The 14,615-nt window shown below is 45.4% G+C and carries 16 protein-coding genes; 7 read left to right on the top strand and 9 right to left on the bottom strand.

Annotation, left to right across the window (positions count from 1 at the left end; translation table 11 throughout):
- Window positions 1-38: 38 nt before the first annotated feature.
- The 4 genes from AC0L6N_RS16415 to gpmI all read right to left on the bottom strand — a co-directional run bounded on the left by AC0L6N_RS16415 (window position 39) and on the right by gpmI (window position 4,509).
- Window positions 39-983 carry a DUF808 domain-containing protein gene (locus AC0L6N_RS16415; RefSeq protein WP_473476032.1) on the bottom strand — a complete coding sequence of 315 codons (945 nt, stop codon included), beginning with the start codon at window positions 981-983 and terminating at the stop codon, window positions 39-41.
- Window positions 984-1,035: 52 nt separating this feature from the next.
- Window positions 1,036-1,803 (bottom strand): divergent polysaccharide deacetylase family protein, encoded by a 768-nt coding sequence (locus AC0L6N_RS16420; protein WP_473476034.1) that lies wholly within the window; start codon window positions 1,801-1,803, stop codon window positions 1,036-1,038.
- Window positions 1,804-1,819: 16 nt separating this feature from the next.
- Window positions 1,820-2,911: a murein hydrolase activator EnvC family protein gene (locus AC0L6N_RS16425; RefSeq protein ID WP_473476037.1), complete on the bottom strand. Its 1,092-nt coding sequence runs from the start codon at window positions 2,909-2,911 to the stop codon at window positions 1,820-1,822.
- Window positions 2,912-2,973: 62 nt separating this feature from the next.
- Window positions 2,974-4,509, bottom strand: a complete 1,536-nt coding sequence (gene gpmI, locus AC0L6N_RS16430; RefSeq protein WP_473476039.1) for a 2,3-bisphosphoglycerate-independent phosphoglycerate mutase — start codon at window positions 4,507-4,509, stop codon at window positions 2,974-2,976.
- 270 nt (window positions 4,510-4,779) lie between these two features.
- On the opposite strand from gpmI, the gene AC0L6N_RS16435 reads away from it, so the two are divergent.
- From AC0L6N_RS16435 to gpsA, 4 genes are read left to right on the top strand one after another with little or no spacing between them, the layout of a single operon-like run.
- Complete coding sequence (locus AC0L6N_RS16435; RefSeq protein ID WP_006991801.1) at window positions 4,780-5,205, top strand: rhodanese-like domain-containing protein; 426 nt, start codon at window positions 4,780-4,782, stop codon at window positions 5,203-5,205.
- Between the two features lie 18 nt (window positions 5,206-5,223).
- Window positions 5,224-5,481 carry a glutaredoxin 3 gene (grxC, locus tag AC0L6N_RS16440; RefSeq protein WP_473476040.1) on the top strand — a complete coding sequence of 86 codons (258 nt, stop codon included), beginning with the start codon at window positions 5,224-5,226 and terminating at the stop codon, window positions 5,479-5,481.
- A 22-nt stretch (window positions 5,482-5,503) separates the two neighbouring features.
- Entirely contained in the window at window positions 5,504-6,013 is a 510-nt protein-coding gene (secB, locus tag AC0L6N_RS16445) for a protein-export chaperone SecB (protein WP_011576340.1), read from the top strand.
- Window positions 6,014-6,024: 11 nt separating this feature from the next.
- Window positions 6,025-7,023, top strand: coding sequence for an NAD(P)H-dependent glycerol-3-phosphate dehydrogenase (gene gpsA / locus AC0L6N_RS16450; protein ID WP_473476043.1), 999 nt, complete (start codon window positions 6,025-6,027; stop codon window positions 7,021-7,023).
- Window positions 7,024-7,159: 136 nt separating this feature from the next.
- On the opposite strand, the gene yiaA is transcribed toward gpsA, so the two are convergent.
- The 3 genes from yiaA to AC0L6N_RS16465 all read right to left on the bottom strand — a co-directional run bounded on the left by yiaA (window position 7,160) and on the right by AC0L6N_RS16465 (window position 9,057).
- Window positions 7,160-7,603: an inner membrane protein YiaA gene (gene yiaA / locus AC0L6N_RS16455; protein ID WP_473476045.1), complete on the bottom strand. Its 444-nt coding sequence runs from the start codon at window positions 7,601-7,603 to the stop codon at window positions 7,160-7,162.
- 204 nt (window positions 7,604-7,807) lie between these two features.
- Window positions 7,808-8,665: a DUF2145 domain-containing protein gene (locus AC0L6N_RS16460; protein ID WP_473476046.1), complete on the bottom strand. Its 858-nt coding sequence runs from the start codon at window positions 8,663-8,665 to the stop codon at window positions 7,808-7,810.
- Window positions 8,665-9,057: a hypothetical protein gene (locus AC0L6N_RS16465; RefSeq protein ID WP_473476049.1), complete on the bottom strand. Its 393-nt coding sequence runs from the start codon at window positions 9,055-9,057 to the stop codon at window positions 8,665-8,667. The genes AC0L6N_RS16460 and AC0L6N_RS16465 overlap by 1 nt, the downstream gene beginning before the upstream one ends.
- Before the next feature lie 165 nt (window positions 9,058-9,222).
- Here AC0L6N_RS16465 and AC0L6N_RS16470 point away from each other — a divergent pair, with 165 nt between their 5' ends.
- Window positions 9,223-9,990 carry a helix-turn-helix domain-containing protein gene (locus tag AC0L6N_RS16470; RefSeq protein WP_473476052.1) on the top strand — a complete coding sequence of 256 codons (768 nt, stop codon included), beginning with the start codon at window positions 9,223-9,225 and terminating at the stop codon, window positions 9,988-9,990.
- A gap of 112 nt (window positions 9,991-10,102) precedes the next feature.
- Here AC0L6N_RS16470 and yaaA read toward each other — a convergent pair whose 3' ends face one another.
- Window positions 10,103-10,876: a peroxide stress protein YaaA gene (gene yaaA / locus AC0L6N_RS16475; protein ID WP_473476054.1), complete on the bottom strand. Its 774-nt coding sequence runs from the start codon at window positions 10,874-10,876 to the stop codon at window positions 10,103-10,105.
- A gap of 222 nt (window positions 10,877-11,098) precedes the next feature.
- Window positions 11,099-11,635, bottom strand: coding sequence for a macro domain-containing protein (locus AC0L6N_RS16480; RefSeq protein WP_473476056.1), 537 nt, complete (start codon window positions 11,633-11,635; stop codon window positions 11,099-11,101).
- A gap of 226 nt (window positions 11,636-11,861) precedes the next feature.
- Here AC0L6N_RS16480 and tal point away from each other — a divergent pair, with 226 nt between their 5' ends.
- Window positions 11,862-12,815 (top strand): transaldolase, encoded by a 954-nt coding sequence (gene tal / locus AC0L6N_RS16485; protein ID WP_473476058.1) that lies wholly within the window; start codon window positions 11,862-11,864, stop codon window positions 12,813-12,815.
- An 81-nt stretch (window positions 12,816-12,896) separates the two neighbouring features.
- Window positions 12,897-14,540: a glucose-6-phosphate isomerase gene (pgi, locus tag AC0L6N_RS16490; RefSeq protein ID WP_473476061.1), complete on the top strand. Its 1,644-nt coding sequence runs from the start codon at window positions 12,897-12,899 to the stop codon at window positions 14,538-14,540.
- Window positions 14,541-14,615: the final 75 nt, after the last annotated feature.

Genomic DNA, 14,615 nt, shown 5'->3' on the forward strand with positions numbered 1-14,615 from the left:
AGTAAATAGCACAACAGAGTAGCAAAATTTACAAAGGATTATTTGCCACGAACAGCATTGATGACCTTGCTTGCTAGCGTGACCACCAGTAACACTAAACCACCAGCAATAATTCCCACGACGCCGTCTGCTACTACAGGTAAAATACCTGCAAGCGCACCGCCGTTCTCAGTAGCTGGATACAACATATCCCCAACAATGTGATGGATGAAAGGCACGCTGTGCACCACAATGCCCCCTCCAACAAGAAACATGGCTGCAGTACCAATAATAGCTAAGCTTTTCATCAACATAGGTGCAATAATTAGCAAGCTTCGGCCGATGAAACGCTGAATTGTATTAAACGAGCCGGAGACCGATTTTCTCAGCATGTACAAACCCGCATCGTCAAGTTTTACGATCCCTGCAACCAAACCGTAAACCCCAATCGTTATAGCAATCGCAAGTGCCGAGACCACTGCGATTTGCGTTGTGAGCGGTTGGTCTTGTACCGTGCCTAAGACGATCACTACAATTTCTGCGGATAGGATAAAATCTGTTCGAATGGCCCCTTTAATCTTATCTTTCTCAAGAGCGACCAAATCGACTTTAGGATCGGCAATCGCATTTAATTGGGCCTGATGCTCTGCTTCCCGTTCTTCTTCACTGTGCAGCCATTTGTGAGCAACTTTTTCGAACCCTTCAAAACATAAATACAAACCACCAATCACCAGCAACACAACAATAAGCCAAGGAAGAAACGCGCTTATCAGTAAGGCTGAGGGTACCAAAATTAACTTATTTAAGAACGAGCCCTTCGCCACAGCCCATACAACCGGAAGCTCACGTTCAGCTTTTACTCCGGATACTTGCTCGGCATTTAAGGCTAAGTCGTCGCCTAACACACCGGCTGTTTTCTTGGCAGCCACTTTTGATAACACGGCTACATCATCAAGAATGGTAGCAATGTCATCAATCAATGCGAGTAGGTTTGCAGCGGCCATGCTTGGCTCCTAAATATAAATCGAAAAAAAAGTTCAGTGTAAATTTACTGCGCTAATCACCTATATGCAGCGGTTTAGCGTTATCCACTTGAGGAGTCAACATAGCACTGAGGGGAATTAACTGTACATCGTCTTGGGCTAACGTTGGTAGCCTTTTTTTCAGGTAGGCAATCGTCTGCATATGAGGGTGACCAATCGCCAGAGAGCGCCCGTATTTACGCGCTCTTTTGACCAATATATTAAACTGGCGCTCTATTTTTGCTTCGGATAAGTCGTTATCCAAGAATACATGTCGCCGCAGTGCAGGTACCTTCGTTTGCTTAGCAATAGCTTCTGCTCGGGTCAATGCCGTTGTGCGACTGTCGACAAAAATGAGGCCGTGACTATGTAAGTAGCTCATGGTGGTGCGCATCGGGGTTTCTAACTGTGTTAAACGACTCCCCATATGATTATTCAATCCCAGTGCATTGGGCACACTGGCAAACGCATCATTTAAGGTTTGCACAATCCGCTTATCACTCATACTAGCCAACAACACGTTTGACTCTTGCTTGGTACCCGCCATCGACTCCATCGGCATGTGCAGTAGGAATTCTCGGTGCTGCTCGTGCGCCATCAGGGCGTATTTTTGGCTTAGATGCTTGTGAGGCAAAATCGAAATAGCAACGTTAATGGGCAACCCCAAGGCTGCTGCATCTCGATGACTGTTGTTGCCAACGTCATCAATGATAATAGCGATCTGCGCGCTTAGCGCCGCCGAAGTCGGGAGCAAAGTCAGCAAGAGCGATATGCACCAGAGGCGGAATGAAAAGTTCAACATATGACCAGAGCGCCCATTAAAGCTTAATCCATTGCGTGGGGTTAACAGGGTCGCCCTTGTAGCGAATTTCAAAATATAAATTAGGGGAGGTTTGCCCGCCACTTTGACCAACAAGCGCAATAGGCTCACCAGCGGCCACGGTATCACCGGCCTGATGCAGTAAAGCTTGATTGTGGCCATACAAGCTCATGTAGCCATTACCGTGATCGAGCACAGTGACCAGACCAAAGCCCCGCAACCAATCAGCGTACAGAACTTTACCATGGTGGATCGCGATAACATTACTGCCTGCATTTCCCTCAACAATAATGCCTTTCCAGCGTATCTGCCCCTCACGTTTTGTACCAAATAATTTGCGCACTCGGCCATCTGCTGGTTTCAACAATTTGCCTTTTAGTTTGGCTAAACCGTCGAAGCTGGTCGGTTTTTGGGCTGCCAAGCGCTCCGCTTCAGCGATGGCTTTTCGTAGATTTTGCTCATTTGCTTGCAGTTCTTCAATTTTGGCCGCATCGCTTTCAATGGCAGACTGTAATTTGCTTAACGTCTGCTTACGGCTCTTTTGCCCTTGATTTAGCGTGGCTTGTTGCGCTTGCTGGCGATCGAGCAGATTTTGTAGGCTGTCTTGCTTTTCAATCAAGGTTAGATTGACCTGTGTCAGCTCTTTACCCAGTAGCAAAAACTCGTCAATTAATTCACGACGCGCCTCATTCAGGTATTGATAATAGGTGATGGTGCGCTCGAACTTGCCTGGGTTTTCTTGGTTAAGTAGCATCTTGGCGTAGTCATGGTTGCCTGTCATAAACGCGCTACGAATTTGCCTGGATAGCACATCTTGTTGCTGGGCTAATTTTTGCTGAATATCACTTTGGCGTTTTTTAAGCCTTTTTTGCTCTTCCTGATTGTCCTTAAGCTCTTGCTCAGTGGCATTGAGTGCCGTCGCCGCTTTGGCGATCTTCAGTTCAATTTGCTTTAAATCAGATTGTAAACTTTTCGCTTTTGCTAACTGCTGGGCAACGTGTTGCTGCTTTTGCTTTATCTGTTTTTGCAATGCTTGTAGTTCATCTTTGGACTGGCCGTTGGCATAAATGGGTAACAAGCAAACAAACAAAAAGCACCATAAGCATGGTGCTTTTGTTTGTTTCAACCATAACAACAATGGTAGCAAAGGAATTACTTAACCAGAGTAACTATAGGCTTGCCGGTCATTTCTGCGGGTTGTTCCATGCCCATCAAATGCAACATGGTGGGTGCAACATCACTTAAGGTGCCGCCTGAACGGGCTGTGGTTTCCTGCCCTACATGCCAAAACGGTACGAGCTCACTGGTATGCGCCGTGTGCGCTTGGCCAGTGGTTTCATCCGCCATTTTCTCGGCATTACCATGGTCAGCTGTGATTAAGCAGTCGCCACCGACTTTTTTGATGGCTTCAACTACTCGGCCAATGCAGGTATCAACGGCTTCACATGCTTTAACCGCAGCGTCGAAGTTACCTGTGTGCCCCACCATATCACCGTTAGGGTAATTACAAATGATTGCATCAAACTTGCCAGATTCAATAGCTTCAACCAGTTTGTCAGTCAGTTCAGTTGAGTTCATTTCAGGTTGTAAGTCATATGTCGCGACTTTTGGTGACGGGATCAATATACGCTCTTCACCTTCGTATAAATCCTCTTTGCCCCCACTGTAGAAAAACGTTACATGGGCAAACTTTTCAGTTTCAGAAATACGTAACTGGGTCTTGCCGTGATTAGCCAACCATTCACCCATTACATTTACCAAAGCAACCGGCGGATATGCTGCTGGTGCGTCAATACTTTCGGCATACTGAGTGAGCATCACAAATGCACTTAAATCGATGTGCTCGCCTTTCTCGAAATCGCTGAAATCTTTTTCCACAAATGGACGGCTAATTTCACGGGCGCGATCCGCTCTGAAGTTCATGAAGACTAACGCATCACCATCTTCAATTGGCGCAGCATCACCAATAACAGTAGGTTGCATAAACTCATCGTTTTCATCGCGGCTGTAAGAATTTTCTAACCCTTCAATAGCGCTGGCTACGTTGAACGCGCCTTCACCTTTAGCGATAACCTTGTATGCTTTTTCGACGCGATCCCAACGTGAATCACGATCCATAGCGTAGTAACGGCCAACCAGAGTGGCGGTTTTACCCACGCCCAATTCTTCGAATACTTTGTCGGCAGCTTCAAGTGGTGCTTTGGCGCTGCGCGGAGGGGTGTCGCGGCCATCTAAGAAGGCATGCAAGAAAATTTTCTTCGCGCCGCGCTTGGCAGCCAGTTTAATCATGGCGAAAATATGGTCTTGGTGACTGTGAACGCCACCCGGCGAAAGAAGCCCCATGATGTGCACGGCTTTGTCTTGCTTGATGGCTTTGTCGACGTTACTCACCAAAACCTCGTTTTCGAAAAAATCCCCGTCTTCAATGGCTTTCGTTACGCGCGTAAAATCTTGATAAACCACGCGACCTGCGCCTAAATTAACGTGACCCACTTCCGAGTTCCCCATCTGCCCACCTGGCAAACCTACATCCATACCGGATGCGGATATCAAGGTATTGGTGGTTTCTTTGGTTAAGCGGTCAAGCACGGGAGTCTTGGCATGGGCGATAGCGTTGTTGGTGGTGTCTTCTCTGTGACCCCATCCATCCATAATAATGAGGGCTACCGTTTTTTTGCTTTGGCTCATGTTTGTCTCCGCTAAATAAGATTGTAAAAGTTAACTTGGGGGCAGATAGATAGAATACAAAGTGCAAGTAAGCACTTTACCACCGCAGGCGCCATATTATCCTGTGTGTGGTGGCGCGTCACGGCCAATTAATGGAAAAATCGTAGGTTTACAAAAGCTTATTTTATAAGTTATGCCAAGGATGCGCCCTGCCACTGGTTTTAGGCGATAATTTCTATATACTTTGCACTCATTTTTTTACCCTGACTGCATCTATGAGGCGCAATAATTATGGAACAAGTGATTGAGTTTGCTACAAATCACTACATTTTAGCGGGTTTATTCGTCGCTTTGTTAGTAGCTTTACTTTACTCCACAGTGGCGAGTTCATTTTCAAAACTAAAAGAGCTAAGCACCCATGAAGCCACTCTTCTAATGAATAAAGATGATGCTATGGTGCTGGATATTCGCCCTGTCGCTGAATTTAAAAAGGGCCACATCTTAGGCGCGAAACAGATCAAACCTGAGCAGGTAACCAAAGGCGATTTTACCGGCCTTGAAAAACAAAAAGACAAACCCATTATTGTTGTGTGTGCAATGGGAATGACATGTAAACGTACCGCAAACCAAATGCTGAAGGAAGGTTTTGAGCAGGTATCCGTTCTTAAAGGTGGGATGAACGCCTGGCAAGGCGCGAGTCTTCCGATTAGCAAATAAACAAAAGGTATTTTTAACATGAGTAAAGTCGAAATTTACACCAAAGGGCATTGTCCTTACTGTCACCGAGCTAAAGCCCTGTTGGAGCAAAAAGGCGTGACGTACACCGAATTTAAAGTGGATGTTCAACCTGAGCTTCGCCCAGAGATGATCAACCGTGCTAATGGTGGTTCAACCGTGCCACAGATATTTATCGGTGAGCATCATGTAGGTGGTTGTGACGAAATGTTCGCACTAGAATCACAAAATAAATTAGATACATTACTTTCTGCATAAGCAGAAAATTTAAGGAAGCATAATGGCTGAAGAAAACCAAACAACCCCAGCTGACGCAGCACAAGCCGCTCAGGGACCTCAATTCGCAATTCAACGCATTTACACCAAGGACATTTCTTTTGAAACGCCTAATTCACCGGCGATTTTTCAAAAAGAATGGAAACCTGAAGTTCAACTAGATTTGGACACCCGTAGTGCGCTGATCGAAGAAAATGTCTACGAGATCGTTTTGGCTGTCACTGTAACGGCTATGTTAGGTGAAGAAACAGCCTTTTTGTGTGAAGTACAGCAGGCGGGTATCTTCGCGATTGGCGAAATGCCTGAGCAAAATAAAGCGCATATGTTGGGCTCTTTCTGCCCGAACACGCTTTTCCCTTATGCACGCGAAACGATTTCTAATTTAGTCAATCGTGGTACTTTCCCTCCTCTTAACCTTGCGCCGGTAAACTTTGACGCTATTTTTGCAGCATACATGCAAAAACGTGCGGCTCAGCAGGCGCAAGAACAAGCACCTACGCAGTTAGACGCGTAAGTACTTAGCCAATGAAACAAACAGTTTCAGTGTTAGGGGCGGGGTCGTATGGCACCGCCCTTGCTTTTTGTCTGGCCAGAAATGGCGTTGCCACTACATTGTGGGGGCGAGACCCAAAGCAAATGCAAGATATGGCTACAGCCAGATGCAATCAAAAATACCTACCCGGTGCTACATTTCCCGATCCATTAGTGATTGAAGCTGACTTGCTCAAAGCGGTTAACCTTAACAATGATTTGCTTATCGTGACGCCAAGTCATGGTTTTTCGGCACTGCTGCGCCAAATCAAACCCATGCTCACTCCGGCACATAGAATCATTTGGGCCACCAAAGGGCTCGACCCAGAAAACGGTCGATTGTTGCAAGATGTGGCCCGAGAAATACTCGGCGACGCTATTCCCCTTGCGGTTGTTTCAGGCCCTACATTTGCCAAAGAAATGGTCGCAGGTCTACCCACTGCCATTTCTGTGTCTTCTACCGATGAACAGTTGGCTACTGATTTTGCCAACATGCTGCACTGCTCTCGTTCTTTCCGCGTTTACAAAAACAATGATTTTGTGGGTGTTCAACTCGGCGGTGCAGTGAAAAACGTGATTGCCATCGGCGCTGGATTAGCTGATGGATTAGGCTTTGGCTCCAATGCCAGAACCGCGTTGATTACCCGAGGTTTGGCAGAGTTAACCCGCTTAGGCATCACCTTAGGCGCACAACCAGAAACTTTCATGGGTATGGCTGGTTTAGGCGATCTGGTATTGACTTGCACGGATAATCAATCACGTAATCGACGCTTCGGGCTGGCCTTAGGCGCAGGCAAAAGCATAGACGATGCGATTGCAGAAATTGGCCAAGTGGTTGAAGGTTACCGCAACACCAAGGAGGTGCACCAGTTGGCTGCAAGGCACCAAGTTGAAATGCCCATTTGCGAGCAAATATACCAAGTGCTGTACCAAGGTAAACCCGCGAAAGAAGCGGCTCTCGCCTTGTTAGGCCGGGAGCAAACTTCCGAGTAAATTGTAGGCTTGAGTTGCATGCTATTGCGTTAATCACATAACGTTAAGCGACTGAATCAGAAATACCAAAAAAAGCCGAGGGAAGCATATGCTTCCCTCGGCTTTTTAACTCAGCGCTATTTTTTTAGTTTCTTTATTAGCTCACTTGCTCTGTAGCGAACTCAGCTTGCTGCACTTCCTTTTGTTTTCCGGCCAATGCGTCTTTATCACGTACATTCTTTTGTACTGTCACAGCGGCAAACAAACTCAGCACATACGCCATGGCGTAAAAGCCTTTTTCACTTAATGCTAATTCTGCGTTGTATAAGCCGATTGCTAATAACGCGATAGCAAAACCAGATGATGCCCATGATAACGTTTGATACATGCTTGAGGTTTTAATGCCTTCGGCTTTATCACGGATTGTTTTTTGCAGGGATACCATTGAGAACAAACCGTAGAGCATGATGATCAAATAGTAACCTTTTTCATTTAGCGCCATCTGTGCATTGAACAAGCCGATACTGTAGGCAACCGTGCCAATCAGTAATGCCGCTAATGATGCCAATGTATATGATTTCGTCGGTGCTTGAATTGTCATGTGTTTGTCCTTCTTTGATTAGTTGTTTGCACCCCTGCGTCTTGCTGGGGTGAGACGAATATGCCTTTTAGTTCAGACTAAATAAACCCTATTGATGCTTGTTGAGCATAGCTACACCGAAAGTTTATTATTACGATACTTTAGTGCTTTTATTTTTCATTTCTCTTAACTTCATTTGCCGAACAGTCTGAACCCAGCTTTGTCTTATATTGATGAATTCGCTGCACTGGCCACAAATTTCGAACCAGACATAATTTCTACTGCTTGTCCGTCACTGCCTAAAATAACGCTCTGACTGGCCAAATCGTATTTAGCTAAATACTGGGCAATAGATGTAAAGGTCGTGGTGGACACTTTGCCAGTATGATCTTTCGTGGTCACATCATCTTGCAGCATTGCACCAAACATCAGCTTAAAACGGCTGGTATGCACACGCTGGGGCGTAAAATATGCTTGGGTATTGGCTTTTAATTTATCTATATCTGTCGTTTGATAAATCGCGGCATTGAGCATGTCCAACGTATGCTCGGTGCAGTTTTGCAGTTGCCTGTTCATGGGGTTAGCAATCACCGAATAGTTTTCGTTATGCAACTGCGCATTTTTACCTGTGCTAATGATGTCAATTAAACGCGTTTGCATATCAGGCGTGGGTATAATCACTCCTGCGCTTAGCTGTGCAGCGCCCCAAAAAAAATCAACTGGGTAATCGGTGACTAACTGGCTTTTGTCTAACTCGCCGCTTTTTTGATACAGATTATAAATCGCGTAACCCTTGACCAGTTCACCGTCATCTAGGGTGATATCTGAATATACAGCCACCGCCGTATGAGTGAAGCGTATCCCTTTGGGCAGATCTTTTTGCGGTCGGCCCACTCTAGCAATAATAAATGCTCTTGCTCCTTGGTTGGCCGCGTACTTCTCCACATTTTTAGCAAAGCGAACGATCTGCTCTGGCTCATGTGTTGCCACTTTATTCGCTTGGCTGCCCGCTGTCGCAGTGAAAGAAAAGGTTAATGTAAGGACTAACGCTGTTAGCCATTGTTTAGAAGACATAGTCATCATTATTGACCTTGCGTGTTGTTGTTTTGAATAACGATGACCTGGTTTGGCGCAGGGTCAGCGGTGACAGTTGCATCACTTATGACTAATGGCTCAAGCTGCGTATTTTTATCAGCATGGCTGTTGCTGCTATGACTACTTTTGATGCTATCAGCGGCTTCGACAATAACGCTGCCGGTAACCAAACTCACCCCACCAGCAACGATCAGTGGGGCTGCCACGGCAACACTGGCCACTTTGGCAGTGGATGCGACGCCTTCTGTTACCGCTAATGCAGAATACTTGCTCGCTTGAGCACTATGCTGTACTGAGCCCGCAGCGTTGGCCTTGCCAGCGCCAATAACAGTGGTGCCAAGTATAAATGTCGCGGTAAGTAGCGTATTGATAAGTTTCATCGGTCATCCTTTTTCATTGTTATCAGTAGATATTGTTTGTTGCCTAATGGCGCTGCCAAGAGACGAGACACAGATTAAGCACCAGTATTACCTGTGTAAACAATGACCGTTTATGTATACTCAGTCGCAACCAAAAGTATATTAATACGCTACTTAAAGGGATTTATGAGTCAGATTAGCCAAATCAGCAACACCTTAAAGCAGTTGCTACGTCAGCATCAGATAACGTATAAATACATTGCCGAAAAACTCGACATGAGCGAAGCAAACGTAAAACGCATCTTCTCAACGAACAGCTTTGCCTTGGACCGCTTAGAGCAAATTTGTGAGATTTTGCAGATGAGCCTTTCTGACTTATTCATCATCGCCCAAAAGCAAACCCAGCAACTGACTCAGCTCACCGAAGAACAAGAAAATGAATTATTGGCTGACACTAAATTGTTACTCGTTGCCGTGTGCGTGCGCGATGCTTGGACCTTCGATGAAATCGTTGGGCATTACGCTATCGACACTCATGAATGTGTGCAGTTACTGGCTAAGTTAGATCGCATTAAAATTATCGATTTACTGCCTAACAATCACTACAAGTCTCTGATTGCACAAGATTTCAGATGGATACCCGGCGGGCCATTAGAGCGATTTATGGAGCGAGAGGTCATGGTGAAATTTATGGCACCTAAGAAGGAAGAGCCATGGACTTTTCGATTTTACCTGCGTGGGCGTTACTCACAGACATCAGTGGATATTATCCAGCGAAAACTTAATCAACTAACCAAAGAGGCTGCGGTACTAAACCAAGAAGATGCCAGTTTGCCATTGAGTAAACGCCAGCACTTTGGTTTACTAATGGCCATGCGCCCGTGGGAGCCTTCGCTGTTTGAAAACCTGCGTCGAGAAAATCTATCTCGTGAAAGCCCACTTAATAAAAGCTAAGATTCGAAGACACCTATGTAACTCCCACACAACAAAGATGAAATCACTAGCAGTATTGGTCATTCAGCTAGAGCTGCTAGCGATTTACCTCAAATGACTATCTCGGTGGGGGTTATTGTTCGTCGCGCAAGAACACCAGCTTATTGCCTGCGCTTTGCTCTTCGCTAAAGTGATACCCTGCCGTGTCAAAATCTCTAAGCTTGGCAACCTCACTGACTTTATTTTGAATGATATAACGTGCCATCAGGCCCCGGGCTTTTTTAGCGTAGAAGCTGATAATTTTATATTGGCCGTTCTTAAAATCTTTAAATACCGGCTCGATAATTTCGCCGTCTAATGCTTTTGGTTTAACCGCAGTGAAATACTCGCTAGAGGCCAAATTGACCAACACGTTATCACCCTGCTCTGCCAATGCCTGATTGAGCTTTTCGGTGATGATGTTCCCCCAAAATTGATACAAGTTAGTGCCTCGCTCAGTGTCTAGCTTGGTGCCCATCTCTAAGCGATAAGCTTGCATCAAATCCAGTGGTTTCAATAAACCATACAACCCCGACAAGATACGCATATGCTTTTGTGCATATGAAAAGTCTTGCTCACTAAAACTGGCGGCATCTAAACCACCGTACACGTCACCGTTGAATGCTAATACCGCTTGCTTGGCATTCTCATCGGTGAAAGGCGTGTGCCATGCAGCGAAGCGGTCGGCATTTAGGCCGGCGAGTTTATCGCTTATTTTCATCAGTGAGCCAATTTGCGCTGGGCTCAACTTACGGCTGCGATCAATCAGCTGCTGACTGTGCTCTAGCAACTCAGGCTGGCTCGACGAAGGTGCATTGCTGTGCTTCTCAAAATCGAGATTTTTGGCTGGTGATACAACAAGTAGCATGTAAATTCCTTACTCTTAATCAGATGGCATTATGATACCAACAGCTACGCTAGGTACAACCGATTAAAATAGATGAGTTTGATTATTAATTTCTATTAACAGTGAGGCTCTTGCCCGTATGGATCAACCCATCTTAATAATGAGTTTGTAAATGGTGGATTTATTCTCAGCAGCAGGGTTAATTCAATTTAAGTCGCAAAGCCGATTCCGCCTAAGAATATACTAATGCAGTTGCAAGGTTTGTAATGCACTGACTAAGTATCGATATTCTTGCTCATTGCGCGCGCACACTATAATTTTTCTAAGGTTGCTGCAGGTAATCGATGCTTCACTGACACGTTTTACGGCCAGCTCACATAACTGCGCTAGGGTCGCGTCATCAATTTCACTCTCAGCGCCTAATACATTGAATGCCACACTTCGAATGTTTGAGGTATCCGCAAACTCAAGTACCTGGTGATACGCAGTATCAATAAGCGATGCTTTTTCCTGGGAAGCGGCTGAATCCCAGTTGGCTTTTAGCAACAACATATCATCGGCTACCCACTGCGCATCAGCGGGTCGAGTAATCTTGATGACAGCTCTTTGTCCGAGCTCAGGTTGCCCAAGCTCAGGTTGTTCAAGCTCACCTTGCTTAAGCTCGTCTTGGTCGTGATGAGATTGATAGAGAGAATCTCCCTGTGAATATTGGCATCGCACTAAGGCATCTACAGGCAGTTGGTTTATGTCTTCTTGTAATAGGGTTATTTTTGCTGACATTGAAGGTGTTTTACTCGCGTATGCAGGCCAAGGGTTATATTCTATGCTACCTGTTTGTTTTCTCCTGATCTTGGTTATTCTTCACATACCGTCATAAAGATTTAATTCGCCGGCAGTATTGATAGTGACGCGATCACGCCCCACTATTAACTTAGGAAATTTGAGAACATATACATTTGTTGATTAAAATGTTGTAATTTTACAACATAATGAATTCGAGGTTAGCATGTCCAATCAATTACAAGCACTACGCGATATCACCACTGTTGTTGCCGATACTGGCGACATAGAAGCGATCAAAAAGTATCAACCCGTTGATGCGACGACCAACCCTTCATTGTTGCTTAAAGCGGCTGAGATGGAGCAATATCGCTCGCATCTTGAAAATGCGGTTGCTTGGGCAAAAGAGCAATCTGATGACGCTGACCAGCAGATCATTGATGCTGGTGACAAGCTAGCGGTGACCATAGGGACCGATATTGTGAATATCGTTCCTGGTCGTATTTCTACAGAAGTAGATGCCCGTTTATCGTTTGACACGCAAGCCAGCATCGAAAAAGCGCACAAGCTTATCGCTTTGTATAAAGAAGCAGGCATAGATAAAAGCCGCATCTTAATCAAATTAGCGTCAACATGGGAAGGTATTAAAGCCGCAGAACACCTTGAAAAAGAAGGTATCAATTGTAACTTAACCTTGTTGTTTAGTTTCGCCCAAGCCCAAGCCTGTGCTGAAGCCGGTGCTTACCTAATTTCACCCTTCGTTGGCCGTATACTTGATTGGTATAAAGCCAAAACCGGTAAAACAGAATATGCAGCCAGTGAAGATCCTGGTGTGCAATCAGTGACTAAGATCTACAATTACTACAAAGAGCACGGCTATAAAACCGTCGTTATGGGCGCAAGCTTCCGTAATATCGGTGAAATTACCGAACTTGCTGGCTGTGACCGCTTAACCATCAGCCCGGGTTTGTTGGAAGAGTTATCCAACAGCGATGCCCCACTTGAAGTGAAGCTGAAAGACACGGGAGCAACAACGACCCCTGGTACGCCACTTGATGAAGCTGCATTCCGCTGGGAAATGAACCAAGATGCCATGGCAACTGAGAAGTTGTCTGAAGGTATTCGTAACTTTGCGGCAGACCAAGTGAAACTTGAAACGCTACTTAAAAGCTACGTGTAATAGAAACAGCATCAAAAGAGCGTCTGTTTAGGCGCTTTTTTTTACTTTATAAAATCAAATTAACACCCAAAGGAGTCCTGCATGACTGCGCTGACTGACACCCCTACTTGGCAAACGCTTGCCTCATTAGCTGAAGATGTTAAACAGCAACACATGCGCGACTGGTTCGCCAGCGATACCTCTCGTGCCAGTAAATACCAGCAAACGGCTTGCGGGATTGAACTAGACTTTTCTAAAAACCTGATCACTGATGATGTACTAAAAGCTTTGTTCGCTTTAGCCGATGAAAGCCAAGTCTCGCAGAAACGCGACGCGATGTTTAAAGGCGACATCATTAACCACACTGAAAAACGTGCGGTTTTACATACTGCATTACGTAACTTCTCAGGTGAGCCCGTTTATGTTGATGGTCAAGACGTCATGCCTGAAGTACTTGCTTGCCAAGACAAAATCAAAGATTTTGTTGCCAGTATTCACAGCGGCGAGCGTAAAGGTTACACAGGCAAAGCCCTAAAACAGATCGTAAGCATAGGGATTGGCGGTTCATTCTTAGGTCCTAAAATTATGTCTGAAGCTCTTAAACCTTATTGGTTTGATGGCGTTAAAGTGCATTTTGTGGCTAACGTAGATGGCTGCCATATTCAAGATGTACTCGCGAACCTAGATCACGAAGAAACCTTGGTCGTGATGTCGTCGAAGTCTTTCACCACCCAAGAAACCTTGCAGAATACCCTAACGGCTAAAGACTGGTTCTTAAACGCTGGGGGCACCCAGCAAGATATCGCCAAACACTTTATCGCTGTGTCTTCTAATATCAAGGCTGCCACAGACTTTGGTATGGCTGAAGACAACATATTCCCTATGTGGGACTGGGTTGGCGGGCGCTACTCTTTATGGTCTGCTATCGGTTTACCGATTGCCCTAACATTAGGTTATGACAATTACCGTCAATTGCTTCAAGGCGCCTTTGAAATGGATGAGCATTTCAAAACGGCTCCTGCAGAGCAAAACTTACCCATGCTGACTGCATTGTTAGGTGTGTGGTATATCAATTTCTTTGGTGCCCAAAGTCACGTTCTTTTACCTTATTACCACTATTTACGTGGTTTCCCTGCGTACGTTCAACAGTTAGACATGGAAAGTAATGGTAAGAATATCAGCGGCGACACCACAGCCGTAGATTACGCCACTGGTCCAATTATTTGGGGCAGCGAAGGGACGAATGGCCAACACTCATTCCACCAGCTTATTCATCAAGGTACCTTGTTGATCCCCGCGGACTTTATGTTGCCATTGAATGTGCCGAACCAAGATAACACCCATCACGCTATGCTGGCGTCAAACTGCTTTGGTCAAACCCAAGCATTGATGCAGGGTAAAACGTTTGATGAGTGTTATGCAGACCTTGAAGGTAAGGGCCTTGATGAGGCCGAGCGAGTTAAATTAGCCACCCATAAAACTATGCCAGGCAACAAACCAAGCAATACTTTGTTGTTTGAGCAGATGGATCCGAAAACCTTGGGTTCTCTTGTGGCCATGTACGAGCACAAGGTATTTGTGCAAGGGGCAATATGGGGTGTTAACTCGTTTGACCAATGGGGCGTTGAATTAGGCAAAGAACTTGGCAACCAAGTGTTAGATAAAATTGTTAACACGGATGCAGCCCTCAGTTTTGATAGCTCAACGAACGCCTTGATTGCGCGCTTTAGGCAAGCCAATAGCTAATGCGTATTTGCAAATACCACTAAAAAAGAGACCCTAGGGTCTCTTTTTTTTGCTGTTTTTTTTACTACCGATGTT

This window comes from Paraglaciecola sp. G1-13 (assembly GCF_055809255.1).

Bases quoted from the DNA above. Each gene is read 5' to 3' on its own strand.
- AC0L6N_RS16415 (WP_473476032.1), bottom strand. From the start codon at position 983: ATGGCCGCTGCAAACCTACTCGCATTGATTGATGACATTGCTACCATT.
- AC0L6N_RS16420 (WP_473476034.1), bottom strand. From the start codon at position 1,803: ATGTTGAACTTTTCATTCCGCCTCTGGTGCATATCGCTCTTGCTGACT.
- gpmI (WP_473476039.1), bottom strand. From the start codon at position 4,509: ATGAGCCAAAGCAAAAAAACGGTAGCCCTCATTATTATGGATGGATGG.
- AC0L6N_RS16435 (WP_006991801.1), top strand. From the start codon at position 4,780: ATGGAACAAGTGATTGAGTTTGCTACAAATCACTACATTTTAGCGGGT.
- grxC (WP_473476040.1), top strand. From the start codon at position 5,224: ATGAGTAAAGTCGAAATTTACACCAAAGGGCATTGTCCTTACTGTCAC.
- secB (WP_011576340.1), top strand. From the start codon at position 5,504: ATGGCTGAAGAAAACCAAACAACCCCAGCTGACGCAGCACAAGCCGCT.
- gpsA (WP_473476043.1), top strand. From the start codon at position 6,025: ATGAAACAAACAGTTTCAGTGTTAGGGGCGGGGTCGTATGGCACCGCC.
- yiaA (WP_473476045.1), bottom strand. From the start codon at position 7,603: ATGACAATTCAAGCACCGACGAAATCATATACATTGGCATCATTAGCG.
- AC0L6N_RS16460 (WP_473476046.1), bottom strand. From the start codon at position 8,665: ATGATGACTATGTCTTCTAAACAATGGCTAACAGCGTTAGTCCTTACA.
- AC0L6N_RS16465 (WP_473476049.1), bottom strand. From the start codon at position 9,057: ATGAAACTTATCAATACGCTACTTACCGCGACATTTATACTTGGCACC.
- AC0L6N_RS16470 (WP_473476052.1), top strand. From the start codon at position 9,223: ATGAGTCAGATTAGCCAAATCAGCAACACCTTAAAGCAGTTGCTACGT.
- yaaA (WP_473476054.1), bottom strand. From the start codon at position 10,876: ATGCTACTTGTTGTATCACCAGCCAAAAATCTCGATTTTGAGAAGCAC.
- AC0L6N_RS16480 (WP_473476056.1), bottom strand. From the start codon at position 11,635: ATGTCAGCAAAAATAACCCTATTACAAGAAGACATAAACCAACTGCCT.
- tal (WP_473476058.1), top strand. From the start codon at position 11,862: ATGTCCAATCAATTACAAGCACTACGCGATATCACCACTGTTGTTGCC.
- pgi (WP_473476061.1), top strand. From the start codon at position 12,897: ATGACTGCGCTGACTGACACCCCTACTTGGCAAACGCTTGCCTCATTA.